This window comes from Burkholderia sp. RS01 (genome assembly GCF_039748055.1).
Lineage (GTDB): Bacteria > Actinomycetota > Actinomycetes > Actinomycetales > Micrococcaceae > Arthrobacter.
On sequence record NZ_JBDLAK010000001.1, the window covers coordinates 249104 to 272277 of the forward strand.

Genomic DNA, 23174 nt, shown 5'->3' on the forward strand with positions numbered 1-23174 from the left:
GGCGTCTGTTAGAATCAAGAAACGTCACTTTCCAGTGACTTTTGGTTTCCGGAGAGGCTAGCATGACCCGCACCGACCGACTGACGGCAATCCTGGATCTCCTTGCCGAAACCGGGCAGGTGGAGGTCGACGAAATCGTCACCCGGCTCGGCGTCTCTCCGGCCACCGCCCGGCGTGACCTCGACAGCCTTGCAGAGCGCCGTCTGCTGAGCCGGACCCGCGGCGGGGCCACCACCGGGGCCCTGGCGTACGACCTCCCCGGCCGGTACAACCGGGACGACCACGCGGCAGCCAAACAGCAGATTGCCCTGGCGGCCTCCGCCCTCATCGCTCCCGGCATGGTGATCGGACTCTGCGGGGGTACCACCAGCACCGCGCTGGCCCAGATCCTGGCAACCCGGGAGGACCTCAACTCGCCGTCCAACCAGCCGACGCTGACGGTGGTCACCAACGCCATCAACATCGCCTCGCAGCTGGCCGTGCGGCCCAACATCAAGGTCATGGTGACCGGCGGCGTCCTCAACCCGCGGTCCTACGAGCTGGTGGGGCCGTACACGGACATCATCATGCAGAAGGTGGTGCTGGACATCGCGTTCATCGGCGTCAACGGCATTGATGCAGAGGTGGGCCCCACCAACACCGGCGAGGGCGAGGCCTCCGTCAACGCTCTGCTGGCCAGCCGTGCCAGCGAGTCCTACGTCATCGCGGATTCGTCCAAGGTGGGCCGCCGCGCCTTCGCCACCATGGACGGCTACGAGTTCACCCGGCTGATCACCGATTCCGGCATTTCCGCGGCGGACAAGGCGGCCTTCGAAGCCCGGGGCACCGAGGTGATCGTGGCGCCCGAGACGCCGCGGACCAGGACGCTCTGACCGCGGGCCAGCGCTGAAGGCGGCCGCCAGAAGACCGGGGGCCCCTAAGACCGGCGGCCCCTAGAAGACCACGGGCGGCGCGTCGAGCACGGTCTCGTCCACGCGGCGCTCAACCCACTGGGTGAAGGGCTTGTCCAGTTCATACTTGCCGAGCTCGGTGCGGACCAGCATGCGGACCTCCGCGTTCTCCGGGTTGTTCAGCGACTCGAAGTATTCAACGGACCAGTGGAACCAGCGCATGCAGAACAGCCGCATGGTCAGCCCGTGCGTGACCAACAGGGTGTTGGGGGAGTAGCTGGGCTTTGACCAGTGGCGGTAGAGCGTCTCCATGAACGACGAAATGCGGTCATAGACGTCCGAACCGGATTCGCCTTCCCGGAACCGGTAGAAGAAGTGCCCGTAGGCGTTGCGCAGCTCCTTCTGGTCTTCGATGTCGCCGGAAATCTGGAAGTTGGCCCAGTCCTGCTCGCGGAGCCGGGGCTCTTCGATCACGCGTTCGGTGAGGGACCCCAGGTTCAGCGCCTCAAGGGTCTGGTACGCCCGCAGGTACGGCGAGACGTAGACGCTCACCTCGCGGCCGTCCAGTTCGCGCCGGATGCGCTCGCCGGCGGCCTTGGCCTGCTCCAGGCCCAGGTCCGTCAGCGGAATCCGGTAGTCGGGCACCCGGTTGTAGATGGAGGTGTCGGCGTTGGCGGCGGACTGGCCGTGCCGGATCATGATGATTTTCCCGGGCGCACTCATAGTTCCCCAGCATAGGGCCAGACTCCCGGCGCAGGGCCGGCCGCCCCCATGAGGCGGGGCCGGACCCAAACAGGAAAGTACCAGCAACTGCAGGCAAGATAGGAGCATGTTGGTTCCTTCCCGCCGTCGGCTGCGCATTGAAGTCTGGATAGTCCTGGGGCTGTCCCTGGGGCAGTCGGCCGTGTATTCGGTGGTCCAGCTGCTGGACAAGATGACGCGCGCGCCCCTGGCCCAGGGCACGTCCACCCTGAACCGTTCGCAAAGCACGCGCGAATATTTCGACCTGACGTACCAGCTGCTGGACATCATCTTTGCCCTGGTGCCGGTCCTGCTCGTCATCTACTTCATGACGGAGCAGCGCCAGACGAAGGCAGGAGTGGGCTACGACTCCGGCTCGGCCTTCCAAAAGCTCGGCTTCAACTTTGCCCGCCCGGGACGGGACCTGCTGCAGGGCCTGGGCCTGGCAGCCCTGATCGGCGTCCCCTCGCTGGGTCTGTATGCAGCGGGGCGGGCCCTGGGCATCACGACGGCGATCATCCCCAGCGCCCTGGACGCCTACTGGTGGACCATCCCCGTGCTGATCCTCTCCGCCATGCGCCACGCCATTCTGGAGGAAGTCATTGTGGTGGGCTACCTTCTTGACCGTTTCGGCAAGTTCGGCTGGTCCACGCCGCTGGCCATTTTTGCGAGCTCCATGCTCCGCGGCAGCTACCACCTGTACCAGGGGTTCGGGCCGTTCATCGGGAATGCCGTCATGGGCGTGGTGTTTGCCTGGATCTACACCAAAACCCGCCGGGTGATGCCGCTCGTCATTGCCCACGCGCTGCTGGACATCGTGGCATTCGTCGGATTCAGCCTCTTCGGCAAGGCCGTGGGCTTGGGATGAAAGTAATTCGGCCGCCATCGGTGGGTGACGTCGTTGGCACCCGCTGATGGCGGCCGAAGCGTAGGGGCAGCATGCTGCCGGGCCCGGCCACGCTGCCGGAGCCGGCGTGCTGCCGGAGGTGAAGAGGACGTCAGATGGTGACGGCGCCCGCTGCGGTTTCGAAGGTGACGGACAGGATCCCCGGCGTTCCGTGCGGAGCCACCCAATTGACGGCGACATCCTCCAGGGGCTTTTCGACCGGCTCGCCGAGCCACTCGGTGACCCGTTCAGCGGACCCGGCGATGGTGAGGCTGGACATCTTGACGTTGCTGTCATAGGCGTTGGACGGGTGAAGGGAAGGATCGCCCTCCCACTTCAGCATGTACGGAACCTGCGGATCGGCGATGAGTCCGAGGATGCCGATCTGCTTCCATACCAGCTCGCGGCCGTCCGGGAATTTGCGGTTGCCGTTGACGGCGGCCCGCCCCAGTCGCGTCTCGAACGGGGCGAGGTCGTCCACTTCGACGCACCAGCCCATCCAGCCGCCGCCGGCAGCGGACCGGGCACGGACAGCCTGCCCGAAGGGGGCCTTGTCCGACGCCGGGTGGTCCAGCACTTCCACAACTTCCAAATACTTGTGCCCCGCGAGCGGGATAATCATGTTCCGGGTCCCAAACCGGGGATGCACTCCGCCCTTCACGGCTTCGACGCCGAGGGCAGAGGAGATACGTTCGGTGGTGGCAGCCAGGCCATCGTGTTCACAGGCGTAAGAGACGTGATCCATGCGCATGCCATCATCTTGGCATTTTGTGACGGGGCTCTCAGCTAAGGGGATCCTAACCGTGGTGGGATGTCCGGATTTCGACGAAGTTCGTCATAATGCTGGGCGCGTTCAAGGGGTACTGACCGCGTCGTGGCCAGCCCCAGCCTGTACGGCGGCACGCATAACCGGCCTCGAGCACATCGATGACATCCTGGCCGATCTCGACGCCGGATTCCGGGCGGCCAAGGGCGCCTAAGGTGTGCACTCCCAAGGCCGCAGCGCGGCCGGGAGTCACACAACCGTCACAATCTTCGCGCAGGCGGCGACGTGTTTCGTAAACTTAGCCTAGGTCATGAGTGCCAGCAACAGCCCCGGCTTGCTGGCCGGCAACCCTCCTTCCGCGGCGGGGTGCCCCGGGTGAAGACCTGGCCTGCCGGTCAGTCGTCGGCAGGCAAGCGCGTAGAAGAGGTTTACCTATGACGATTTCCGTCACCCGCACCGAAGTCCCGGACGGCACTGTGCAATACGTCAACATCGGCAGCCTGGAGCTTGAAGCGGGCGGATTCCTTCCGGACGTGACCCTTGCCTACGAAACCTGGGGAACTCTGAACGAGGACGGCTCCAATGCCATCCTCGTCCAGCATGCCCTCACGGGGAGTACTCACGTCACGCGGGGGAGCGGAAATGAAGAAGGCTGGTGGGAGCAGCTGGCCGGCCCGGGTGCCCCGGCTGATACGGACCGGTTCTTCGTGGTGTCCATCAACATCGTCGGCGGCTGCTACGGATCCACGGGGCCGTCGTCGGCCGCGCCGGACGGCAAGCCGTGGGGATCACGCTTCCCGCTCGTGACGCTGCGGGATTCCACCGCGGCCGAGGCGCGGCTCGCGGACCAGCTGGGCATCAGCAGCTGGTTCGCGGTGCTGGGCGGTTCCATGGGCGGGGCCCGCGCCCTCGAGTGGGCCGTCACCTACCCGGAGCGCGTGCGCCGCTGCGGCGTTATAGCGGTAGGGGCCAACAGCACCGCCGAACAGATCGCCTTCGCCCAAGCGCAGACTCTCGCAATCAGGCAGGACCCCAACTTCAACGGCGGGGACTACTACGGCGGCCCGCTGCCCGAGGCGGGGCTGGCACTGGCCCGGCGGATCGCGCACATCACGTACCGTTCCGCCTACGAATTCGATTTCCGGTTCGGCAGGAACGCCCAGACCTCCGAGGCGCCGCTGGAGGCCGAATCCCTGGGGGTCCGCGGCCGGTACCAGGTGGAAAGCTACCTGGACCACCAGGGCAGCAAGCTTGTGCGGCGTTTTGATGCCAACAGCTATATCGCCATCACGGAAACACTGATGAGCCACGACATCTGCCGCGGGCGCGGAACCCTGAAGGAAACGCTGTCCAGGACCACCGCCGAGTTTTTCGTCGCCGCCGTCGACACGGACCGGCTGTACTTCCCGGCCCAGTCCCGCGAGCTCGCCGAAGCGCTGCCCGGCGACGTCGACGTCCATGTGATCGAGGCGCCGATCGGCCACGACGGCTTCCTCACAGACATCGGGCAGCTAAATGCCCAGCTGAGGGACCACTTCCTGGCTTAGCCGCCGCCGCACACGGCGGCGCCAGGCGCTGCCGGAATGTGCATTTATGCAGATGCGTTCTGCACTATTTGGCGTTGAGCTTGCAGCAATGGCAGACCATACTCGTTGGAACCGGCGGTTCGTGGTGCGCGTCACACACGTCCGCCACTGACTGGTCCCATGGGCGTCGAAGAAGACCCCGAAGGAGTTCACTAATGAGTACGGAAAACTCCGCCGCAAGGCGCGTAGAGGAAACCGATGTCAAGGCATCCGGCCTGAAAAAAGTCGTCACGGCCTCCATGGCGGGCACCGTTGTTGAGTGGTATGAGTTCTTTCTCTATGCCTCGGCGGCCACCCTGGTGTTCGGCAAGATGTTCTTCCCCAACTCCGGCACGGAGCTGGACGGCATCATTGCCGCGTTCGTCACGTACGCCGTCGGCTTCGTGGCGCGCCCGATCGGCGGCATCGTCTTTGGCCACTTCGGCGACAAGTTCGGCCGCAAACAGCTCCTGCAGCTGAGCATCGTCCTGGTGGGTATCTCCACCTTCCTGATGGGCTGCCTGCCGACCTTCGCACAGATCGGCTACTGGGCACCGGCCTTGCTGGTCTTCCTGCGCTTCGTCCAGGGCTTCGCCGTCGGCGGGGAATGGGGCGGCGCCGTCCTGCTCGTGGCCGAACACAGCCCGAGCAAATCGCGCGGATTCTGGTCCAGCTGGCCCCAGTCCGCCGTCCCGATGGGCAACCTGCTCGCCACCGGCGTACTGTTCACCCTCTCCTCCACGCTGTCGCAGGCCGACTTCCTCGGCTGGGGCTGGCGCGTCGCCTTCTGGCTGTCGGCCGTGATCGTCATCATCGGCTACTACATCCGGACCAAGGTCCAGGATGCCCCGATCTTCCTCGAGGCGCGCAAGGAAGTCACGGTCGAAAAGAAAGGCTACGGCGTCGCCGAAGTCTTCCGCCGGTACCCCCGCGGCGTCTTCACGGCCATGGGCCTGCGCTTTGCCGAGAACATCCTCTACTACCTCGTGGTGACCTTCTCCATCACCTACCTGAAGGTTGTGGTGCAGACTGACACGTCCCGGATCCTGTTGCTCCTGCTGGTGGCGCACTTCATCCACTTCTGCGCCGTGCCGATGGTCGGCAAGCTTTCCGACTCCCTCGGCCGCAAGCCGGTGTACATGGCAGGCGCCGTCCTTGGCGGAACCTGGGGCTTCTTCGCCTTCCCGATGATGGACACCAAGAACGACATGGTCATCCTCGCCGCCATCACCATCGGCCTGCTGTTCCACGCACTGATGTATGCGGGCCAGCCGTCCATCATGGCGGAAATGTTCCCCACCCGGATGCGCTACTCCGGCGTTTCCCTCGGCTACCAGGTGACGTCCATTGTGGCCGGCTCGCTGGCACCGATCATCGCCACGGCGCTGCTGGGCAGCTTCAAGTCCTCTGTTCCGGTGGCCCTGTACCTGCTGGCAGCCTGCGTCGTGACTGCTGTCTCGGTGTACTTCCTCAAGGAAACCCGCGGCATCTCGCTCCACGACGTTGACGCCGCCGATGCCCAGGGAACGGCCGATCTCCTCGCAGCCGGCAGGAAGTAAGCGCCCCGGCAAGAGGAACAGGCAACATCACCAGGCAGCTGCCCGGACCCGCGGCCAACGCGGGCCCGGGCAGCTGCGTGTCAGCCATTCACGCAAAGGCAGGATCCCCATGCGAGCAGCAATCCTCTATTCAACCGTCCCGTCCGGAACCAGGTACGCCGAGGCGCAGCCCCTCGTGGTGCAGGACCTGGACCGGCCCGAGCCCCGGGCCGGTGAGCTGGGCATCGACATCACCTACTCCAGCCTGTGCCACTCGGACCTCTCCGTAGTGGACGGCTCCCGGGTCCGGCCCCTCCCCATGGCGCTGGGGCACGAGGCCGTGGGGCGGGTCGCGGCCGTGGGGGAGGGCGTTGCGGACATTTCCGTCGGGGATCACGTGGTGCTGGTCTTCGTGCCCAGCTGCGGTGACTGCCGGGCCTGCAAGGCCGGCCGCCCCGCCCTCTGCCACCGGGCAGCGGAAGTCAACGGTTCCGGCGACCTGCTGCACGGTGAGGCGCTGCTGCGGACGCCGTCTGGCGAGCGGATCAACCACCACCTGGGCGTCTCCGCGTTTGCCGATTACGCCGTCGTGGCCCGGGAATCCGTGGTGGCCATTGACGACGACGTCCCGGACACCGTGGCGGCGATGTTCGGTTGCGCTGTGCTCACTGGCATGGGGGCCGTCCTCAATACCGCAGCGGTCGACGCCGGCCAGTCGGTTGTCGTCTTCGGGCTGGGTGCCGTGGGGCTCTCCGCCGTCATGGCGGCGTCGCTCGCCGGGGCCTCCGCAGTGATCGCCATCGACCCCAACACCGGCAAACACCAGCTGGCCCTCGACTGCGGCGCGACGGCGGTGGGCACCCCCGATGATGCCGCCCGGCTCATAGCGGAGGCCACCGGCGACGGCGTGGATGTTGCCATCGAGGCCGTGGGTTCGGCCGGTGTGATCGCATCGTGCCTGGAGCGGGTGACGAGGGGCGGAGCCGTGGTCTCGGTGGGCCTGCCCCACCCGTCCGCCGAGCTGACCGTCCCGGCGCTGCAGTTCGCGGGCGCGGGCAAGCGGCTGCTGGGCTCTTACATGGGCGACGCCGTTCCCGGGCGGGACATCCCGCTGTATCTGGGCTACTGGCGCGACGGCCGGCTGCCGGTCGAACTCCTGCACACGGACACCAGGCCGCTGGCCGAAATCAACGAGGGGCTGGACGCCCTTGCCTCCGGGCGCGTGGTCCGGCGGCTGTTCCGGGCGTGACGCCGTCCCGCCGTCGTTCTTGTGCTGCTGTTCAGCCGGTCACGCTGTTCAGCCGGCCAGCACAGTTCAGCCGGCCAGCAGCTCCTGGCGTGTGTGCACTTCCTCCTTGAGGGATGCGATCACGGCCTGCACCGGGGCTGACCGGAGCGATTCGGGGCGGGCCACTGCCCAGATGGGCAACTGGCGCTGGAAGTCGCCGGGGAGGACAGGAACGAACTCCGGCTTCCCCGACACCATGAAATTCGGCAGCAGGCCGATTCCGGCGCCCCGGCGCACGGCCTCCACCTGGGCGAACACGCTGGTGGCCTGGAAGCTGGATTTCGGCACGGGCAGCTGCGCGGACCACCGGTGACCCAGCTCGGCCACCTGCAGGGCCGATTCCACGTAGGACACAAAGCTGTGCTGCCCTACGCCGTCGAGCGTTTCCGGGAGCCCGAATTCGTCGGCGTACGCCGAGCTGGCGTAGAGGCGGAGGTAGTAATTGCTCAGGAAGATGGTCTGGGCGTTGCTGACGTCGGTCCTGCCCACCACTATTTCGAGGTCCACGCCGGACCGGTTCTGGCTGACCTTCCGCGTGGCGCTGAGCATCTCCACGTTCAGCAGAGGGTGCTGCCGCTGGAGCCGGACCAGTGCGGGGGTGACGAACTCGGACCCGAAGCCGTCCGACGTGCTGATCCGCACCAGGCCGGAGAGCGCATGCTGATCCTGACGGATAAGCCCGGACAGCGACCCCAGGGTCTCCTCGATGGCTTCGGCTGCGGTCACCGCCGACGCCCCGAGCTGCGTCAGCTCCCAGCCGTGCGGGCTGCGTTCGAGAGTCCTGCCGCCGAGCTGCTTGTCGAGGGCGAGAATCCTTCGGGAGATGGTGGTGTGGGTGGTGCCCAGCGTCTCCGCCACCGCGTTGAACCGGCCCAGGCGGGCCACGGTCAGCAGGATGAGCAGGTCGTCCGGACTAGGAAGCCGCCGCGAGTCCACGGATGTGCCTTTCACTCGTATGTGCATCAATGCACATGCCGTCTGTATTTTTTCCCCTTGATTGCACTGTAGCAGGGTGTGATGGTTGACACAGAACCTTCGGCCCCAGCGGCCGGACCCAAAGCAAAGGAGCTTGCGCCATGGCAGTAATCGGTTGGATCGGTCTGGGGAACATGGGTGGTTCCATGTCGGCAAACCTGGCGCAGGCCGGGCATGACGTGCGGGGCTTCGACCTGAACCCGGCAGCGGTCGCAGCCGCCGAAGCAGGCGGCGTGAAGCCGGTGGCGAGCATCGCGGACGCCGTTAACGGCGCCGACGTCGTGTTCACCATGCTGCCCAAGGGCGAGCACGCCAAGGCTGTTTACCTGGGCCAGGACGGCGTCCTCGCGCACGCCAACACCCGCACGCTGCTGGTGGACTCCTCCACTATCGACATCGCCTCCGCGCAGGAACTGCACGACGCCGCCGCTGCCGCCGGCTTCCGCTTCGTCGACGCCCCGGTCTCGGGCGGCATGAGCGGCGCCAAGGCCGGAACCCTGACCTTCATGGTGGGCGGCGAGGCGGCGGCCGTGGCCGACGCCACCGGCTACATCGAACCGATGGCCTCCAACATCATCCCCACCGGAGGGGCCACCACCGGGCAGGCCGCCAAGATCTGCAACAACCTGATGCTCTTCATCAACCTCGCATCAACGGCCGAAGGAGCCGTGCTGGCCGATCGCCTCGGGCTCGACAAGCAGGTCTTCTGGGACATCGCGTCCGTCTCCTCGGGAGACAGCTGGGCCCTGCGCACCTGGTACCCCGTGCCGGGCGTGGTTTCCACCGCCGCCTCGAACAACGATTTTGCTCCTACCTTCACCACCGAGCTGGCCAACAAGGACATCGGCCTGGCCATCAGCGCCGCGGAGGACACCGGAACGCCCCTGGAGATCGGCAGGCACGTCCAGCAGCTTTTCCAGCAGCTCATCGACGCCGGCGAGTCGGGCAAGGACTGCTCCATGATCATCAAGCTGGTCGACGGTTCGCTGGACACCACCAAGTAGCCGCCCACTCCCGTTTCACCCGATTCATTTCACGCGCTTCCATTCACCCCACGGTCAACGCCGACCCGCCCCCGTCCGGAACAGCCCGTGCCGGACCCGCCAGAAAGAGACATCCATGGAAACCATTCCGCATTTCATCAACGGGAACCGCGTCAGCGACGCCGACCGTTTCGGCCCCGTCTTCAACCCCGCAACCGGCGAGCAGGAGAAGCAGGTTGCGCTCGCCTCAGCCGCCCGGGTCGAGGAGGCCATCGCAGCGGCGCGTGCGGCCCTGCCGGCCTGGCGGGCAACGAGCCTTGCCAAGCGCACCAACATCTTTTTCCGCGTCCGCGAAATCCTGACGCAGCGCAAGCCCGAGCTCGCGGCGATCCTCACCAGCGAGCACGGCAAGGTCCTCTCCGACGCCGAAGGCGAAATCTCCCGCGGCCTCGAGAACATCGAGTTCGCCACCGGACTTTCCCACATGCTCAAAGGCGAGCGGTCAGAACAAGTCTCCAGCGGCGTCGACGTTCACTCCGTCCGGCAGCCCGTGGGCGTGGTGGCGTGCATCACGCCCTTCAACTTCCCGGCCATGGTGCCGCTCTGGATGATCGGCAGCGCGCTGGCCTGCGGCAACACCGTGCTGCTGAAGCCCAGCGAGAAGGACCCCTCGTCCGCCGTGTTCATCGCCGAGGTCTTCGCCGAAGCGGGACTGCCAGCAGGCGTGCTGAACGTGGTCCAGGGCGACAAGGAGGCCGTGGACGTCCTGCTGGAACACCCCGACGTGAAAGCTGTCAGCTTCGTCGGGTCCACGCCGATCGCCCAGTCCATCTACAAGCGGGCAGCCGACCACGGCAAGCGCGTCCAGGCCCTCGGCGGCGCCAAGAACCACATGGTGGTCCTGCCCGACGCCGACCTGAACATGGCTGCGGACGCCGCGATCTCGGCCGCGTACGGCTCGGCCGGTGAACGCTGCATGGCGGTCAGCGTGCTCGTCGCCGTCGGGAACATCGCCGACGATCTTGTCTCGGCCATCAGCAGCCGCATGGTGACGCTCAAGATCGGCCCAGGCACTGACCCGTCCTCCCAGATGGGGCCGCTGATCACCGCTGACCACCGCGACAAGGTTGCGTCCTACGTGGCGGGCGCCGAAAACGAAGGTGCCACCGTCGTCGTGGATGGCCGTTCGCAGCAGTTCGATTCGGACGGCTTCTTCATCGGCGTCAGCCTGGTGGACCACGTCAAGCCCGGCATGAAGGTGTACGACGACGAAATCTTCGGCCCGGTCCTGTCAGTGGTGCGCGTTGACACCTACAACGACGCCGTGCGGCTGGTCAACGAGAACGAGTTCGGCAACGGCGTGGCCATCTTCACCCGCGACGGCGGCGCCGCGCGGCAGTTCGAGTTCGACGTCGAGGTCGGGATGGTGGGCGTCAACGTGCCGATCCCGGTGCCGGTGGGGACGTTCTCCTTCGGCGGCTGGAAGAATTCCCTGTTCGGCGACACGCACATGTACGGGCCGGACAGCATCCGTTTCTACACGCGCGGCAAAGTCGTGACCACCCGCTGGCCCGATCCGTCCACGTCCGTCATTGACCTCGGGTTCCCGCAGGTCGACTGAATGGTCGGCTAAGCGTCCGACCGTTCAAGCACCGGGCCTGCAGTAAGACAGCCCGTGTCCCCGCCGCCAAAAGCGGCGGGGACACGGGCCGTTCAGTTTCTGCCGCGGATTTGCCGGCAGAGTCCCACTCAACATTCAGGGTTCGGATTTGTAGTTCCGGTGGCCGCCGTTTTTTGTCAGTGGTCGCTGGCAGACTTCAGGTATGGAAGGCATGGGGAACCGGGACAGGATCGAGAAGTGGCGGCGGGAGCCGGCACGAGTGTGCGGGACCTGATCGCGTCCCTGGCCGGCATCCGCCCCTGCAGTGACGGCGGTGCCGGGATGATTGATCAGATGCGGGATCTGGAGGATCTGAAGTCCGCCGCGGCCGCGCTGCAGGCCCGGATCGCGGTGGGGTTCGACGCAGGCCAGCGCCGCGCGCAGGCCGCGGCGGGGGTCCCGGCGGATGAACGCGGCAAGGGCGTAGGGGCGCAGATCGCGCTGGCCCGGCGCGAATCCCCGGCCCGCGGGTCCCGGCTGTTGGGCCTGGCCAGGGCCCTGGTGACGGAGATGCCCCGCACCCTGGCTGCGCTGAGCGCCGGGGAACTGAACGAATGGCGCGTTGCTCCCGGTCACCCGGCGTCGCCGTCCACGCCGCCCTTACCCGGCACGCGGACACCCTCGCCGGGACGGGAGACGGCCGCTCCCGCGGGCAGATCATGGCCGATGACCTCGTCGAACGGATCACCGGCACGCCGGGCGGGATCACCGGCATCGAGATCCAGCTCGTCATGACCGACCGCACCCTCCTCCAGGGCGACTCCGAACCCGCCCGCCTCCCCGGCTACAGCATCGTCCCCGCCGCCTGGGTCCGGGCTGCCGTCCGGGACGCCGCGGTAAGGGAGGGCCGGCCAGCCGCTGCGGAAGACGCACATATCGCGGAAGGCGCACTCAGCGCGGAAGCCGCCACGGGGAACGCCACTGTGGATGTCTGGCTGCGGCGGCTGTACACCGCCCCGGGCACCGGGGAACTGACCGCCATGGATTCCCGTGCCAGGCTCTTCCCGGCCGGGCTGCGCCGCTTCATCCGGGCCCGCGACCACACCAAAGAAGCCCCCGGCTGGCGGGCAGAGCCGCGCCGCGGGCCCGCCGATGCCCGACCCGGTGACGCCGGCCGACGAAGGCACACCCTCGAGATCCGCAGCCCCACCGGCCACAGCTACCACTCCACCGCGCCACCACTGCCCGGCACACCACTCAGTGATACCTCACGGGCCGCGTCGCTAATGGCCGGCACCGCGCCGTCCGGAAGCCGCCGACGCAGGCGCGAGCTTCTGCGCCACGCCAAAAGCCTCAAACGCGCAGCCCTCAAACGCGCGCAGGCCAAAGCCGCGGTTGCCGCCTAGGAGTCAATCGACGCCGCGCACCGGAGAGAGCGCGTTGGCAGACAGTAGTTTGAGGTCCTGCTACCCGTTGGTGATGTCATTGCGGCGGGTCATGTACTCCTCCATGGAGATTTCACCGTTGCTGTACTGCTGGTCGAGTTCGGCCAGTTTCCGGGCGCGGAATCCCTGCGGGGCCGACGGTGGCGGGGGAGCCGAGGGGGCAACGCCCCCTTGCGGGGGCCCTGACTGCTGCTGCGGGTTGGCGCGGTACCCGGGGCTGTCCTCGTACGGCATGGGCCCCGGCGCTCCTGAGGGGTTAGCACCCGCGCCAGGCGATCCCGGGTAGGGAGGGTATCCGTAAGGCTGGTCCAGCGGGGGAAGCTCCTGCCGGCCGCCCGGCGGAAGTCCAAGGCCACCGCTGAGGTAGTCCTGCTGGGTGTAGCCGTCCCTGGGCCCGTTGTCCCGCCGGCCCTGATGAGGGCCACCGAACCGGCCATCAAACTGTCCGGAGAAGCCCTGCCCCTGGTCCCTGCGTTGTACGGACCGCCGGTACATCCGCATTCCCACGGGAACGAGGAACGACAGAATGATGATCCAGAAAAACAAATTGTTCACAGTGGAGGGCCTCTCGTGAGTGTTGTTCCAGCTTAGTCCTCCCGGATGATCTGTTCAGGAGCGGTCTCCGGACCGGAGGGAGGCTGGCATGCCCAGAAAATCCCCGTACTGCGCCATGCTCCGGTGAAGCGCTTGGTTCATCGCCTCATCGCCGGGCCCGTCGCGCATCCCGGGCAGGCGGACGTCCAGTTCGCAGCGCTGCCCGGCGGATCCGTTCCGCACGAACGAATGCCGCCATGAACCGGCCATGCGTCCGTCCAGGAGAACCATGTGCAGGGGAGCGCCATCAAGCGGATATGCCGGCGCGCTTCCGCCGAGGTAATGGCGGGAGACCGAGTACCCCATGATGTATTCGTCGTAGCACTGCACGAGGTCTATCCGCGGCCGCCGGCCAAGCGATAGAGAGTCAGGCGCCCGGAAATAGAACGTGAGGCCGTCGATCGTTGAAGTCTCCAGCGCCGCGGGGTTGGCTTCCAGCCCGAGCGCCAGCCCCAGCCGAACGTCGGCCATCGTCAGGCCGGACCAGTCGGCGCAGTCCTTTACCGTGGCAGGGCCGCGGCTCCGGAAGTACCGCACCGCCAGCGCGGCCAGGGATTCCTCTTTGGATAAGGCGGTAAGGCCGGGCGGCGCCCCCTGGACGCGTTCGTCGAAGGCCGCGTAGGTCTGCCGGAGGGCGCCGCCCGCACTGCGCACGGGCACCCCGCTCGTCAGCACTCCGCTGATTTCGGCATGCATGATCAGGTAGGCCAGGCCGAGCCCCGTGGCCGCAAAACCCGCACGCTGCAGTTCCGCTGCCAGCTGCTCCCGTGTCCGATGTGCGCCGTCCGCCACCGCCGCAGCCAACACTGCGGCGCTCTTTGCCGCAGTCTCGGAGTCGATCCCGGTTCTCCGGTACGTCCCGGCATTGGTCCGGTGCAGGCGCGGAGCGGACAGTGCCCGCAGCCACGGCAAGTCGTCCCGGTGCACGAAATGCCAGGTGGGCCGCAGGATATGGGTCCGGAGGATCCTCCCGTCAGCGACTGCCTGCTCCACGTCGTCCGCGGTGGCGTCCGCAGTCCGCTGCGCCAGGGACCAGCGGGCATAGGGAAATTCCTGGGCCTGAACGGCGAGCAGGTTTTTCAGCGCGTCGTCCGCCGTGGCCGCGGCAGGAGCGCGGAGCTGCTGGCTCGCCAGCCGGATCCGTACCACGTCCTCCGGTTCCATCTCCGCCGTCGCTCCTTACGCGCAGCCCGCTGCTACTGCCGGACCGCGTCCTCCGAGCCCAGGGGGCCTTCGCCGGAACCCAGCGGAACCCCCGGACCAAACACGGGTCCCGGGGTGGGGCGCTTCGGGGTGATGCCGTCTCCGGAGGAGCGGTGGCGCAGGCGCCGGACCACCCAGGGCACAAAGTACTCCCGTGCCCAGACGAGGTCTCCGGTGCGGGCCTCACGCCAGCTGCGCGGGGGCAGCGGCTTGGCGGCCAGCGGCTCAAGACTGTGCTGGACGTTGAGGGCCTCGAGCACCATTGCCGCAATGGTGTGGTGGCCGAGTGGCGAAAAGTGCAGGCGGTCCTCGTCCCACATCTGCGGGTCCTTCAGCTGACGGAGGGACCACATGTCGGCGATGATGGCGTCATGCCGGGCGGCGATGGTGCGGAGGTTCTCGTTATAGATGGCCACCTTGCTGCGGATCCGGCCAAGCACGGACGAACCGGTGTCGGGGCCGTTGAACAGGACCACCGTCGCGCCGCTCATCGTCAGGATCTGCACGACGGGGTCGAGCCGTTCGGCCAGGGTATCGGGGTCCCCGCCAGGGCGGATGAGGTCGTTGCCTCCGGCGGAGAGCGTCACGAGATCGGGTTTGAGGGCCAGGCAGGGGGCGAGCTGCTGGTCGATGACCTGCTGGAGCAGGCGGCCCCGCACGGCCAGGTTGGCGTACGCAAAGTCGTCGTGGCCGCGCCCCAGCTCCTCCGCCACGCGGTCGGCCCACCCCCGGTAGCCGCCCGGGCTGCTCGGTTCGGGATCACCGATTCCTTCGGTGAAGGAGTCTCCCATGGCGACATAGCGGCTCCACGGGTGGCGGCCGGGAGGTCCTTGGGGATTCTGCATCGATTCGGCTCCGCTCACCCTCACATCCTGCCTTGTCCCTGCCAAGCTACGCCACCGTAGGTTGTTACTGGCGGGTAACTGCAAGAATGGAGCCATGACTTTTGCCGACTCCTTTCCTGCCCCCGTCGTTCTGTGGTCCGAGCCCGAGGAGGCACGGGCCGGCAAGCCCCTGTTGGTCCTGCTGCACGGCTACGGAGCGAACGAGCAGGACTTGCTCAGCCTGGCGGACATGCTCCCGGACGAGTTTGCCGTGGCTTCCGTCCGCGCGCCCATCGCCATGGGGCCGGGCTTCTCCTGGTTCCCGCTGACCGGCACGGCCGACTACTCCGTCGACGCGGTCAAGGCCGCCTCCGGATACGTCCTCGACTGGCTCGACACCGTCAGGGCGAACCACCCGTCCGTGACGCTCCTCGGCTTCTCCATGGGAATGGCGATGGCCACCACGCTGCTGCGGCAGCGCCCCGCGGACTTCGCCGCCGTCGTCGGGCTTTCAGGCTTTGTGGTCAACGCGGGCGTCGACGGCGAGTTCCGTGACGCCGAGCTCGACGGCACCGTGCCCCTCTTCTGGGGCCGGGACCAGCAGGACCCGGTCATCACACCGGACAAGATCGAGTACACGATGGGGTGGGTCCGGAACCACGTGAAGCTGACCAAGGTGCTCTACACGGGGATGTGGCACGGCATCAACGCCCAGGAGATCGGCCACGTGTCCGAGTTCCTTACCCATGAGGTGCTGAACAAGTAAACCTGCGCCGGCCACGGCGTCTCATTCACCATGGCCGGCCCAGCTTTGCCCCCTACACAGCCCCCTCTGCAGCCGCGTTACGCCGCTGGCGCACTGACCCGGACGGTCTGGCCGTTGACGGTGACCGTGTCGCCGTCGTGAAGCTGCCGGCCGCGGCGGTCGTCGATCTCGCCGTTGACCTTCACCAGGCCGTTCTTGATCAGCTCCGCGGCCTCCACGCCGTCCTCCACGAGGTTGGCGAGCTTCAGGAGCTGGCCCAGACGAATCATGGCGTCGCGGATGGGGATCTCTTCGATTTCCTGGTTGCTCATACCAGTAATGATGCCTGACGTAAGGTGAATCCAATGACCCATGCACCCCGGCTTCCGCTTGCCGCGGGCCTTCCAATGGCCGTGGCCGCCGGCCTGGCCATCCCCGTCCAGGGACGGATCAACGGTGCCCTGGGTGCCCGCCTCGGAGACGGCATCGCCGCCGCCGTGGTCAGTTTCAGCACCGGCCTGGCCGTGATGATCCTTGTGTCCCTGATCCTGCCGCGCGGACGGGCCGGCCTCCGCCGGATACTGCCGGCCCTGCGCGAACGGCGCTTCCCGCCGTATTACGCCTTGGCCGGAGGCATCGGTGCCTTCTTCGTCTTCGCGCAGTCCTTCACGATCGGCTTGCTGGGGGTCGCGCTGTTCACCGTGTCCACTGTCACGGGGCAGACCGTCAGCGGGCTGCTCGTGGACCGGCTGGGAATAGGCCCGGGGGGCAAGAAGGCCGTGACGGGCATCCGCGTCATCGGCTGCGTCCTCACGATCGCGGCTGTGGCGTGGGCAGTGTCGCCGCGCTTCGGGGCCTCCGGCGCCGCCAGCGACCCCGCCCAGCTAATCCTCCTGGTGCTCCTTCCCGTGGCGGCCGGCTTCCTCATGAGCTTCCAGCAGGCGATGAACGGCACTGCCACCATGCACTACGGCACGCCGATCGCGGCAACCCTGGTGAACTTCATCGCCGGCGGCTTCGTGCTGTGGACGGCGTTGCTCGTGAAGCTGGCGATCGCCGGTGCGGGCAACCCGCTGCCGGGGGAGTGGTGGTATTACCTCGGCGGCCCCATGGGATGCGTCTTCATCGGAGTCGGTGCCCTGCTGGTGCGCAGCCTCGGAGTGCTAGTGACCGGGCTCGGCATGATCGCCGGCCAGCTCCTGGGCTCGCTGGGCCTTGATCTGCTGGTTCCCGCCCCCGGCACCGTGGTGGAAGTGCCCACGGTGCTCGGGACACTGCTGACCCTGGCGGCCATCGTCGTCGCAACCCTGCCGTGGCCGCGGGGCGCCTTTCGGAGGTAGCGCCCGGTAGGCTAGGACACGCAGCTTTCTGCACATTCTTCCCTTCGCACACCCCCCGCCCGGCAACCAGCCGGGGTTCCGGGGCCAGAAACCGCGGACCGCACCCAGCGGCCCTGTAGAAATTGGAGTTCCCATGGCAGCAAAATCCGTCCTCGACCAGGTCATCTCCCTCTCCAAGCGGAGGGGCTTCGTATTCCAGGCCGGCGAGATCTACGGAGGCTCGCGTTCCGCCTGGGACTACGGCCCCCTCGGTGCCGAGCTGAAGGAAAACATCAAGCGCCAGTGGTGGCAGTCCGTGGTGCGCGGCCGCGAGGACGTGGTTGGCCTGGATTCCTCCGTGATCCTTCCCCGCCAGGTCTGGGAAGCATCCGGCCACGTGGATGTCTTCTCCGATCCGCTCGTTGAGTGCCTCTCCTGCCACAAGCGCTACCGCGCCGACCACCTCGAGGAAGAGTACGAGGAAAAGAAGGGCCGGCCGGCTGAAAACGGCCTCAAGGACATCGCCTGCGCCAACTGCGGCACCCGCGGCGAATGGACCGAACCGCAGGAGTTCTCCGGGCTCCTGAAGACCTTCCTCGGCCCCGTGGCCAGCGACGAGGGCCTGCACTACCTGCGGCCCGAGACGGCCCAGGGCATCTTCGTGAACTTCAACAACGTGCTCACCACGTCGCGCAAGAAGCCGCCGTTCGGCATCGGCCAGATCGGCAAGTCCTTCCGCAACGAGATCACGCCCGGAAACTTCATCTTCCGCACCCGCGAGTTCGAGCAGATGGAGATGGAATTCTTCGTCGAGCCCGGCACGGACGAGCAGTGGCACCAGTACTGGATGAAGGAGCGCATGGACTGGTACACCGGCCTGGGCATCCGCGAGGACAACCTCCGTTTCTTCGAGCACCCGCTGGACAAGCTCAGCCATTACTCCAAGGGCACCACGGACATCGAGTACCGCTTCGGTTTCCAGGGCTCCGAGTGGGGCGAGCTCGAAGGCATCGCCAACCGCACGGACTTCGACCTCACCACGCACGCCAAGGCCTCGGGCACTGACCTGAGCTACTTCAACCAGGCCACGAACGAGCGCTACACGCCGTACGTGATCGAGCCTGCTGCCGGCCTGACCCGGTCGTTCATGGCCTTCCTGATCGATGCGTACACCGAGGACGAGGCACCCAACGCCAAGGGCGGCGTGGACGTCCGCACCGTGCTCAAGCTGGACCCGCGGCTAGCCCCGGTCAAGGCCGCCGTGCTTCCGCTGAGCCGCAACGAGGACCTTTCGCCGAAGGCCAAGGCCCTCGGCACCCAGCTCCGCAAGAACTGGAACATCGACTTCGACGACGCCGGCGCGATCGGCCGCCGCTACCGCCGCCAGGACGAAATCGGTACCCCGTTCTGCATCACGGTGGACTTCGACACCCTCGACGACCAGGCCGTCACCATCCGTGAGCGCGACACCATGAGCCAGGAGCGTGTCTCCCTGGACAAGGTGGAGGGCTACCTGGCCGCACGGCTGATCGGCGCCTAGGCGTGGCGATCCAATACCGTGAATGGCGCGAGGGCGACGACCTCGCGCTGCTGGAGGTCTGGGGAGACCCGGAAACCGTCCAGGCCGGACAGTTCCGCGGAACGCTGGCACCGTCCGGCAACTCTCCCTGGCGCCGCTGCATCGTGGCCGAGGACGTTGTTGACGGCGTCGCCATCCCGGTGGCTGCCGGCGTGGTCCACGAGGCGTCGCTGCACCCGGAGCGCCTTTGGGCCTACATCGAGGTGGCGCGGGACCACCGCCGCACCGGCATAGGTTCCACCCTGCTGGTCATGCTCCGGCGCGAGGCTGAAGGGTCGGCGTCGGGCGTTTCCAAGCTGCGGTGCAAGGTGGAGCCGGGCACTCCCGGCGCGGCCTTCGCGGAGGCGGCCGGGCTCGCTCCCATCCAGCGCTCGCAGCTCGTGGTGGTGGAGCCGGCCGCGCTGAAGCTCCCCGTCTTCGGGGACGGTTCCGAGGAAGCGGCGTCGGAGCGCATCGAGGATCTGGCCACCGGTTCGGTGGAGCTCTCCGACGTGGTGGGCAGGTACTACACCGCCGTGCACGGCTGGGACAGCCCGGGCGACCTGAGCGTCGCCACGGTGCAGCGGCTGTTCCTGGACGACCTCAGCGGCGCCCACGGCGCGATTGTGCTGCGGGCCCCGAAGGCCAGCGCCTTCGGCCAGGGCGTGCCGGCATCGAAGAAGGGCAGGCTGCAGGCGTTCGCCGTCAGCTATGCGCAAGGCAGCTCGGACCATCCCTCGGATGTGTTCCTCGGCCATGAGCCGGAGCTGGACCCGGACGAGGCCCAGGCCGCGGTCCGCGATCTCCTGGCCCTCATCGCATACCAGTACCCGGTCCTGATGGAACTGGACGACTCCATGACAGCGCTGCGCGCCGTCGTCGAACCCCTGATGGAATCCGGCAAGGCCCGTCGCCAGGGGTCCGAGACGTTCGTCGTCTCCGACCCGGCCTAGCCCTTAACCCCGCTGACCCGCAGTAGTGACCGTTTCCAACGGTGGCTGCTGCGGGTCAGCGGGGTTAACAGCTACTTGCTCGGGATTACCGGGGGAACGAAGCCGAACGTCATTCCCAGCAGCCACACGAGCAGGAGCACCACGGGCAGGTGGAACACGAACTGCAGGAACGTGAAGCCCACCAGGTCCCGGGCCCGCAGCTTGAGCACCGCGAGCAGCGGCAGCATGAAGAACGGGTTGACCAGGTTGGGCAGGGCCTCGGCGATGTTGTAGATCTGGACGGTCCAGCCCAGGTTCATGTTCACATCCGTGGCCGCCTGCATGACGTATGGCGCCTCCACCAGCCACTTGCCGCCGCCGGAGGGAACAAACAGCCCCAGCACGGCGGTGTAGAGGGCAATCACGACGGCGAACGCGCCGCCGCCGCCGATGTCCGAGAAGAATTCGGCCAGGTGCGCCGAGAGGGACATGCCGCCGTTGCCGGTCGCCTTCGTGAGGATGGCCGCCATGGCTGCGTACAGCGGAAACTGCACGAGGATGCCGGCCGTCGCGGGCACGGCCTTGGTCACCGCCTGCAGGAAGTTCCGCGGAGTGCGGTGCAGCACAAGCCCCAGGATGAGGAACACCAGCAGGTATCCGTTGAGGCTGCTCACCACGGTCAGGAACGGCTTGGTGAGGAACTGCGACACCAGCCAGCCCAGGGTCAGGAGTCCGGCGAGGATCGGCAGGATCATGCTGTATTCCAGCCATTCGCCCGGCCGCGACCGCGGCGCCGGTTCAGTGAGATCGTCGTCGAGGTCCACACCGAGGTCCTCGGCCGTGCGCACGGCGGCACCGCGCGGCGCCGAGAAATGGGCGATGACCGTGGTGAGCGCCATCAGGATGGCCAGGGTGAGCAGCGACTGCCACGTGAAGATGGTGGTGCCGAAGTCCAGGATCCCCGTGATCTTCAGGAGGGCCGGCGGCAGAGAGGCGGCCGTGGCCTGCAGCTGCGCGGCCGAGGATGACAGCCCGAGTGCCCACACGGCACCGAGGCCCATGAAGGCGGCCGCGCCGAGCGCCCGGTAGTCCACGGACAGGTCCTTGCGGCGGGCGATGGCACGCGCCAGCAGTCCGCCAAAGATGAGGCTGAGGCCCCAGTTGAGGAAGGAAACGGACATGGAGAGCATCGCCACGAAGCTCACGGCGGTCCGCGCCGTCGACGGAACCAGCGCAAGCCTGTTGATGAGCTTCGCCACCGGCGGAGACGTTGCCACGACGTAGCCGGTCAGCACAACCATGGCCATCTGGAGGGTGAAGGCGGTGAGGTCCCAGAAGCCGTTGCCGAACGAATCGGCGATGGACTGGGGTGAGGCGCCGATGGCGAGGGCGGCCACGGCAATGAGGACCACCCCGGCCAGCGCGAAGATGTAGGCATCCGGGAACCACTTTTCCGTCCATGCCGCCAGCCGCTGGGCCAGGCGGGCCAGGCCGCGTTCGTCGATCTCACTTCTTGTCAGGACTCTGTCTGCCACAGGAAGGATCCCTCTCCATTGAGTGTGTGCGTACCTATGGAGCCTAGCGCCGGAAGTCAGTGGCGCCGCGGCGGCCGGGGGATGAAGCCGCTCGTGGACTCCACGTACTCGCGGTAGCCGGGGCGGCCGGACATGGCTTTTTCGGTGAGCGGCTTGCCGGTCTTGCCTGCCAGCGTCCAGATCATCAGCGCGGGAGAGAGAACCGTGAGGATTCCCGGCCAGGAATCCGCCGCGATGAGGAACAGCCCGGCCCAGACGGCGGCGTCGCCGAAATAGTTCGGGTGGCGGGTGTAGCGCCACAGCCCCGTGTCCAGCACCGTTCCACGCCGGGACGGGTCCGCCTTGAAGCGCGCCAGCTGCCAGTCGCCTACGGCCTCAAAGAAGAAGCCGATCAGCCAGCACAGCACGCCGGCGACGGCGAGCGCCCCCAGCGGCCCCGTGCTGAACATGCCCACCTGCACGGTCAGGGACACGAAGAACATCACCGTGCCCTGCGGCAGGTACACCCGGCGGAGGGCGTAGACGTTCCGCGACCCGGGCGCGCCTTCCAGAAGAGCGGCATAGCGCGGATCCTCGTGCCCGCCGCGGGCGCGCCGGCCGATATGCGTGCCCAGCCGGCTCCCCCAGATCCCCGTCAGGACCAGGAGCAGCAGCCGCCTCGCGTCATCTCCCGCGCCGGCCGACAACGCAAAGGAGACGGCCGCGACGGCGACGAATCCCGGCCCCCACGCCACGTCCATGACCGAGTGCCGGCCCTGGGCCACGGCCACCGCAAAAGTCACGCCAAGCACCACGATGACGGATAGCGCCGTCCACGGCAGACCGGCCAGGAACGCCTCCAGCGGGAACGGGCTCACAACACCACCGGAACGTTTCCGGCGGCGGGCGGCAGCATCCGATCCAGCGCAGCTGCCGGCGCGGACGGCTTGGCCCCCGCCCCGCCGGTCTTGTCGGTGAAGGCCTTCATCAGGAAACCCGTGGCCAGCGTGTGCCACAGCCGCACGCGCCGGAACATGAAGTGCCCGGCGCCCCGGAGCGACACGTACTGCACCACCCCGGCCTCCTGGGCAGCGCGTCGGGCGAACCGCAGTGAGGCCGCCGGGCTCGTCCAGCGGTCCTGGTCGCCGTGCACGATCAGGAGCTTCCGCCCGGCCAGCGGCGTGGCCGGCGTGGTGTCATCGAGCCACGGAGCCAGTGCCACCGCGGCGTCCACCTGGGGATCGTCCGCCGCGCAGATTGCGGTGAGGCCGCCCATCGAGTGCCCCAGCAGGTACACGGGGAGGCCGGGATGCGCTTCGTGGATCTTCGCCAAGGCCCAGCGGGCGTCCTTCAGCGGTGACATCTCGTCGCCGTTCCAGCCGCGCACGCGGTTCCGCAGGATCCATACCGCCAGCCCCCGGTCCTTCCCCGCCCGGTGCAAATGCCGCGCAAACGGCACCATCCGGGCCGGGCTCAAATGGCGGGCCTCGACCGGCTCGAAGCTGTGCGAGCGGCCTCCGTGCAGGACCAGCGCCACGCCCCGCGTGGTTCCGGCCGGGTGCAGGACGGTCAGGACAGCTTCCGACGGCGTTCCCTCCGGCAGTGCTGCGGGTACCGTCTCGCGCCGGTCAGTTCTGCGCTGGCTCACTCCTGCGTCCTCCGACTTCCTGTGGTCTATTTATCAACACTATGGTGCCCGCCGTAGAGTTCAAGCATGAGGTCTAACTGCTGATGGGTTCAGGTCACTCCCACGGTCACACAGGGCATTCGGAGCCAACCGCCGAACAGATTGCCGCCCGCCGGAAGGC

Annotated in this window: 23 protein-coding genes and 1 riboswitch; of the genes, 13 read left to right on the forward strand and 10 right to left on the reverse strand. The window is 67.3% G+C overall.

From position 1 onward, the window contains the following. The first annotated feature begins 62 nt into the window (after positions 1 to 62). Entirely contained in the window at positions 63 to 872 is an 810-nt protein-coding gene (locus ABFP37_RS01070; protein ID WP_078030015.1) for a DeoR/GlpR family DNA-binding transcription regulator, read from the forward strand. A 60-nt stretch (positions 873 to 932) separates the two neighbouring features. On the opposite strand, the gene ABFP37_RS01075 is transcribed toward ABFP37_RS01070, so the two are convergent. After that, the gene (locus tag ABFP37_RS01075) at positions 933 to 1613 is read right to left on the reverse strand and encodes a histidine phosphatase family protein (RefSeq protein ID WP_139362949.1); all 681 of its coding nucleotides are present in this window, start codon (positions 1611 to 1613) and stop codon (positions 933 to 935) included. Positions 1614 to 1719: 106 nt separating this feature from the next. Between ABFP37_RS01075 and ABFP37_RS01080 the strand changes: the two genes are divergently transcribed. Continuing rightward, entirely contained in the window at positions 1720 to 2499 is a 780-nt protein-coding gene (locus ABFP37_RS01080) for a CPBP family intramembrane glutamic endopeptidase (protein WP_078030013.1), read from the forward strand. Positions 2500 to 2629: 130 nt separating this feature from the next. Here the strand turns inward: ABFP37_RS01080 and ABFP37_RS01085 are convergent, their stop codons facing one another. Further along, entirely contained in the window at positions 2630 to 3268 is a 639-nt protein-coding gene (locus tag ABFP37_RS01085; RefSeq protein ID WP_078030012.1) for a VOC family protein, read from the reverse strand. A 321-nt stretch (positions 3269 to 3589) separates the two neighbouring features. After that, positions 3590 to 3705: riboswitch (SAM riboswitch) on the forward strand. A 12-nt stretch (positions 3706 to 3717) separates the two neighbouring features. Here ABFP37_RS01085 and ABFP37_RS01090 point away from each other — a divergent pair. The 3 genes from ABFP37_RS01090 to ABFP37_RS01100 all read left to right on the forward strand — a co-directional run bounded on the left by ABFP37_RS01090 (position 3718) and on the right by ABFP37_RS01100 (position 7635). Continuing rightward, a complete protein-coding gene (locus ABFP37_RS01090; protein WP_185982304.1) occupies positions 3718 to 4830 on the forward strand; it encodes a homoserine O-acetyltransferase in 1113 nt (370 codons plus the stop codon). Positions 4831 to 5024: 194 nt separating this feature from the next. Then, complete coding sequence (locus tag ABFP37_RS01095) at positions 5025 to 6407, forward strand: MFS transporter (RefSeq protein ID WP_078030011.1); 1383 nt, start codon at positions 5025 to 5027, stop codon at positions 6405 to 6407. Positions 6408 to 6516: 109 nt separating this feature from the next. Beyond that, the gene (locus tag ABFP37_RS01100) at positions 6517 to 7635 is read left to right on the forward strand and encodes a zinc-dependent alcohol dehydrogenase family protein (RefSeq protein ID WP_347032481.1); all 1119 of its coding nucleotides are present in this window, start codon (positions 6517 to 6519) and stop codon (positions 7633 to 7635) included. A gap of 66 nt (positions 7636 to 7701) precedes the next feature. Here the strand turns inward: ABFP37_RS01100 and ABFP37_RS01105 are convergent, their stop codons facing one another. Then, positions 7702 to 8625 (reverse strand): LysR family transcriptional regulator, encoded by a 924-nt coding sequence (locus ABFP37_RS01105; RefSeq protein WP_347032482.1) that lies wholly within the window; start codon positions 8623 to 8625, stop codon positions 7702 to 7704. Positions 8626 to 8750: 125 nt separating this feature from the next. Here ABFP37_RS01105 and mmsB point away from each other — a divergent pair, with 125 nt between their 5' ends. The 4 genes from mmsB (at position 8751) to ABFP37_RS01125 (ending at position 12638) form a co-directional block, all read left to right on the forward strand. Then, the gene (mmsB, locus tag ABFP37_RS01110; protein ID WP_347032483.1) at positions 8751 to 9653 is read left to right on the forward strand and encodes a 3-hydroxyisobutyrate dehydrogenase; all 903 of its coding nucleotides are present in this window, start codon (positions 8751 to 8753) and stop codon (positions 9651 to 9653) included. A 115-nt stretch (positions 9654 to 9768) separates the two neighbouring features. Then, entirely contained in the window at positions 9769 to 11253 is a 1485-nt protein-coding gene (locus ABFP37_RS01115; RefSeq protein ID WP_078030007.1) for a CoA-acylating methylmalonate-semialdehyde dehydrogenase, read from the forward strand. Positions 11254 to 11490: 237 nt separating this feature from the next. After that, on the forward strand, positions 11491 to 12027 hold the full coding sequence (locus ABFP37_RS01120) for a hypothetical protein (RefSeq protein ID WP_347032484.1): 537 nt from the start codon (positions 11491 to 11493) through the stop codon (positions 12025 to 12027). After that, on the forward strand, positions 11952 to 12638 hold the full coding sequence (locus ABFP37_RS01125) for a hypothetical protein (protein ID WP_347032485.1): 687 nt from the start codon (positions 11952 to 11954) through the stop codon (positions 12636 to 12638). Before ABFP37_RS01120 ends, ABFP37_RS01125 begins: the two co-directional genes overlap by 76 nt. A 60-nt stretch (positions 12639 to 12698) precedes the next feature. Here ABFP37_RS01125 and ABFP37_RS01130 read toward each other — a convergent pair whose 3' ends face one another. Genes ABFP37_RS01130 through ABFP37_RS01140 form a run of 3 tightly spaced genes read right to left on the reverse strand, consistent with a single transcriptional unit; the run spans position 12699 to position 15337 of the window. Further along, positions 12699 to 13232 carry a hypothetical protein gene (locus tag ABFP37_RS01130; RefSeq protein WP_347032486.1) on the reverse strand — a complete coding sequence of 178 codons (534 nt, stop codon included), beginning with the start codon at positions 13230 to 13232 and terminating at the stop codon, positions 12699 to 12701. A gap of 54 nt (positions 13233 to 13286) precedes the next feature. After that, complete coding sequence (locus ABFP37_RS01135) at positions 13287 to 14435, reverse strand: winged helix DNA-binding domain-containing protein (protein ID WP_347032487.1); 1149 nt, start codon at positions 14433 to 14435, stop codon at positions 13287 to 13289. 32 nt (positions 14436 to 14467) lie between these two features. Beyond that, positions 14468 to 15337, reverse strand: coding sequence for an SGNH/GDSL hydrolase family protein (locus ABFP37_RS01140; RefSeq protein ID WP_078026354.1), 870 nt, complete (start codon positions 15335 to 15337; stop codon positions 14468 to 14470). Between the two features lie 76 nt (positions 15338 to 15413). Between ABFP37_RS01140 and ABFP37_RS01145 the strand changes: the two genes are divergently transcribed. Continuing rightward, the gene (locus tag ABFP37_RS01145) at positions 15414 to 16064 is read left to right on the forward strand and encodes a phospholipase (protein ID WP_078026355.1); all 651 of its coding nucleotides are present in this window, start codon (positions 15414 to 15416) and stop codon (positions 16062 to 16064) included. A 77-nt stretch (positions 16065 to 16141) separates the two neighbouring features. Here the strand turns inward: ABFP37_RS01145 and ABFP37_RS01150 are convergent, their stop codons facing one another. Beyond that, entirely contained in the window at positions 16142 to 16375 is a 234-nt protein-coding gene (locus ABFP37_RS01150; RefSeq protein WP_078026356.1) for an RNA-binding S4 domain-containing protein, read from the reverse strand. Between the two features lie 33 nt (positions 16376 to 16408). On the opposite strand from ABFP37_RS01150, the gene ABFP37_RS01155 reads away from it, so the two are divergent. The 3 genes from ABFP37_RS01155 (at position 16409) to ABFP37_RS01165 (ending at position 19873) form a co-directional block, all read left to right on the forward strand. Then, on the forward strand, positions 16409 to 17383 hold the full coding sequence (locus ABFP37_RS01155) for a DMT family transporter (RefSeq protein ID WP_347032488.1): 975 nt from the start codon (positions 16409 to 16411) through the stop codon (positions 17381 to 17383). A 133-nt stretch (positions 17384 to 17516) separates the two neighbouring features. After that, the gene (locus ABFP37_RS01160; RefSeq protein ID WP_078026358.1) at positions 17517 to 18902 is read left to right on the forward strand and encodes a glycine--tRNA ligase; all 1386 of its coding nucleotides are present in this window, start codon (positions 17517 to 17519) and stop codon (positions 18900 to 18902) included. A gap of 2 nt (positions 18903 to 18904) precedes the next feature. Continuing rightward, positions 18905 to 19873, forward strand: coding sequence for a GNAT family N-acetyltransferase (locus tag ABFP37_RS01165; protein WP_078026359.1), 969 nt, complete (start codon positions 18905 to 18907; stop codon positions 19871 to 19873). A gap of 71 nt (positions 19874 to 19944) precedes the next feature. Here ABFP37_RS01165 and ABFP37_RS01170 read toward each other — a convergent pair whose 3' ends face one another. From ABFP37_RS01170 to ABFP37_RS01180, 3 genes are read right to left on the reverse strand one after another with little or no spacing between them, the layout of a single operon-like run. Continuing rightward, on the reverse strand, positions 19945 to 21387 hold the full coding sequence (locus ABFP37_RS01170; RefSeq protein WP_347032489.1) for a TIGR00366 family protein: 1443 nt from the start codon (positions 21385 to 21387) through the stop codon (positions 19945 to 19947). Positions 21388 to 21443: 56 nt separating this feature from the next. Beyond that, entirely contained in the window at positions 21444 to 22244 is an 801-nt protein-coding gene (locus ABFP37_RS01175) for a DUF1295 domain-containing protein (RefSeq protein WP_347032490.1), read from the reverse strand. Next, on the reverse strand, positions 22241 to 23014 hold the full coding sequence (locus ABFP37_RS01180) for an alpha/beta fold hydrolase (RefSeq protein ID WP_347032491.1): 774 nt from the start codon (positions 23012 to 23014) through the stop codon (positions 22241 to 22243). The genes ABFP37_RS01175 and ABFP37_RS01180 overlap by 4 nt, the downstream gene beginning before the upstream one ends. Positions 23015 to 23174 lie beyond the last annotated feature (160 nt).

Coding starts and splice junctions, on each gene's coding strand:
- mmsB (WP_347032483.1), top strand. CDS start 8,751: ATGGCAGTAATCGGTTGGATCGGTCTGGGGAACATGGGTGGTTCCATG.
- ABFP37_RS01135 (WP_347032487.1), bottom strand. CDS start 14,435: ATGGAACCGGAGGACGTGGTACGGATCCGGCTGGCGAGCCAGCAGCTC.
- ABFP37_RS01095 (WP_078030011.1), top strand. CDS start 5,025: ATGAGTACGGAAAACTCCGCCGCAAGGCGCGTAGAGGAAACCGATGTC.
- ABFP37_RS01090 (WP_185982304.1), top strand. CDS start 3,718: ATGACGATTTCCGTCACCCGCACCGAAGTCCCGGACGGCACTGTGCAA.
- ABFP37_RS01115 (WP_078030007.1), top strand. CDS start 9,769: ATGGAAACCATTCCGCATTTCATCAACGGGAACCGCGTCAGCGACGCC.
- ABFP37_RS01145 (WP_078026355.1), top strand. CDS start 15,414: ATGACTTTTGCCGACTCCTTTCCTGCCCCCGTCGTTCTGTGGTCCGAG.
- ABFP37_RS01080 (WP_078030013.1), top strand. CDS start 1,720: ATGTTGGTTCCTTCCCGCCGTCGGCTGCGCATTGAAGTCTGGATAGTC.
- ABFP37_RS01160 (WP_078026358.1), top strand. CDS start 17,517: ATGGCAGCAAAATCCGTCCTCGACCAGGTCATCTCCCTCTCCAAGCGG.
- ABFP37_RS01100 (WP_347032481.1), top strand. CDS start 6,517: ATGCGAGCAGCAATCCTCTATTCAACCGTCCCGTCCGGAACCAGGTAC.
- ABFP37_RS01085 (WP_078030012.1), bottom strand. CDS start 3,268: ATGCGCATGGATCACGTCTCTTACGCCTGTGAACACGATGGCCTGGCT.
- ABFP37_RS01155 (WP_347032488.1), top strand. CDS start 16,409: ATGACCCATGCACCCCGGCTTCCGCTTGCCGCGGGCCTTCCAATGGCC.
- ABFP37_RS01150 (WP_078026356.1), bottom strand. CDS start 16,375: ATGAGCAACCAGGAAATCGAAGAGATCCCCATCCGCGACGCCATGATT.
- ABFP37_RS01070 (WP_078030015.1), top strand. CDS start 63: ATGACCCGCACCGACCGACTGACGGCAATCCTGGATCTCCTTGCCGAA.
- ABFP37_RS01075 (WP_139362949.1), bottom strand. CDS start 1,613: ATGAGTGCGCCCGGGAAAATCATCATGATCCGGCACGGCCAGTCCGCC.
- ABFP37_RS01125 (WP_347032485.1), top strand. CDS start 11,952: ATGGCCGATGACCTCGTCGAACGGATCACCGGCACGCCGGGCGGGATC.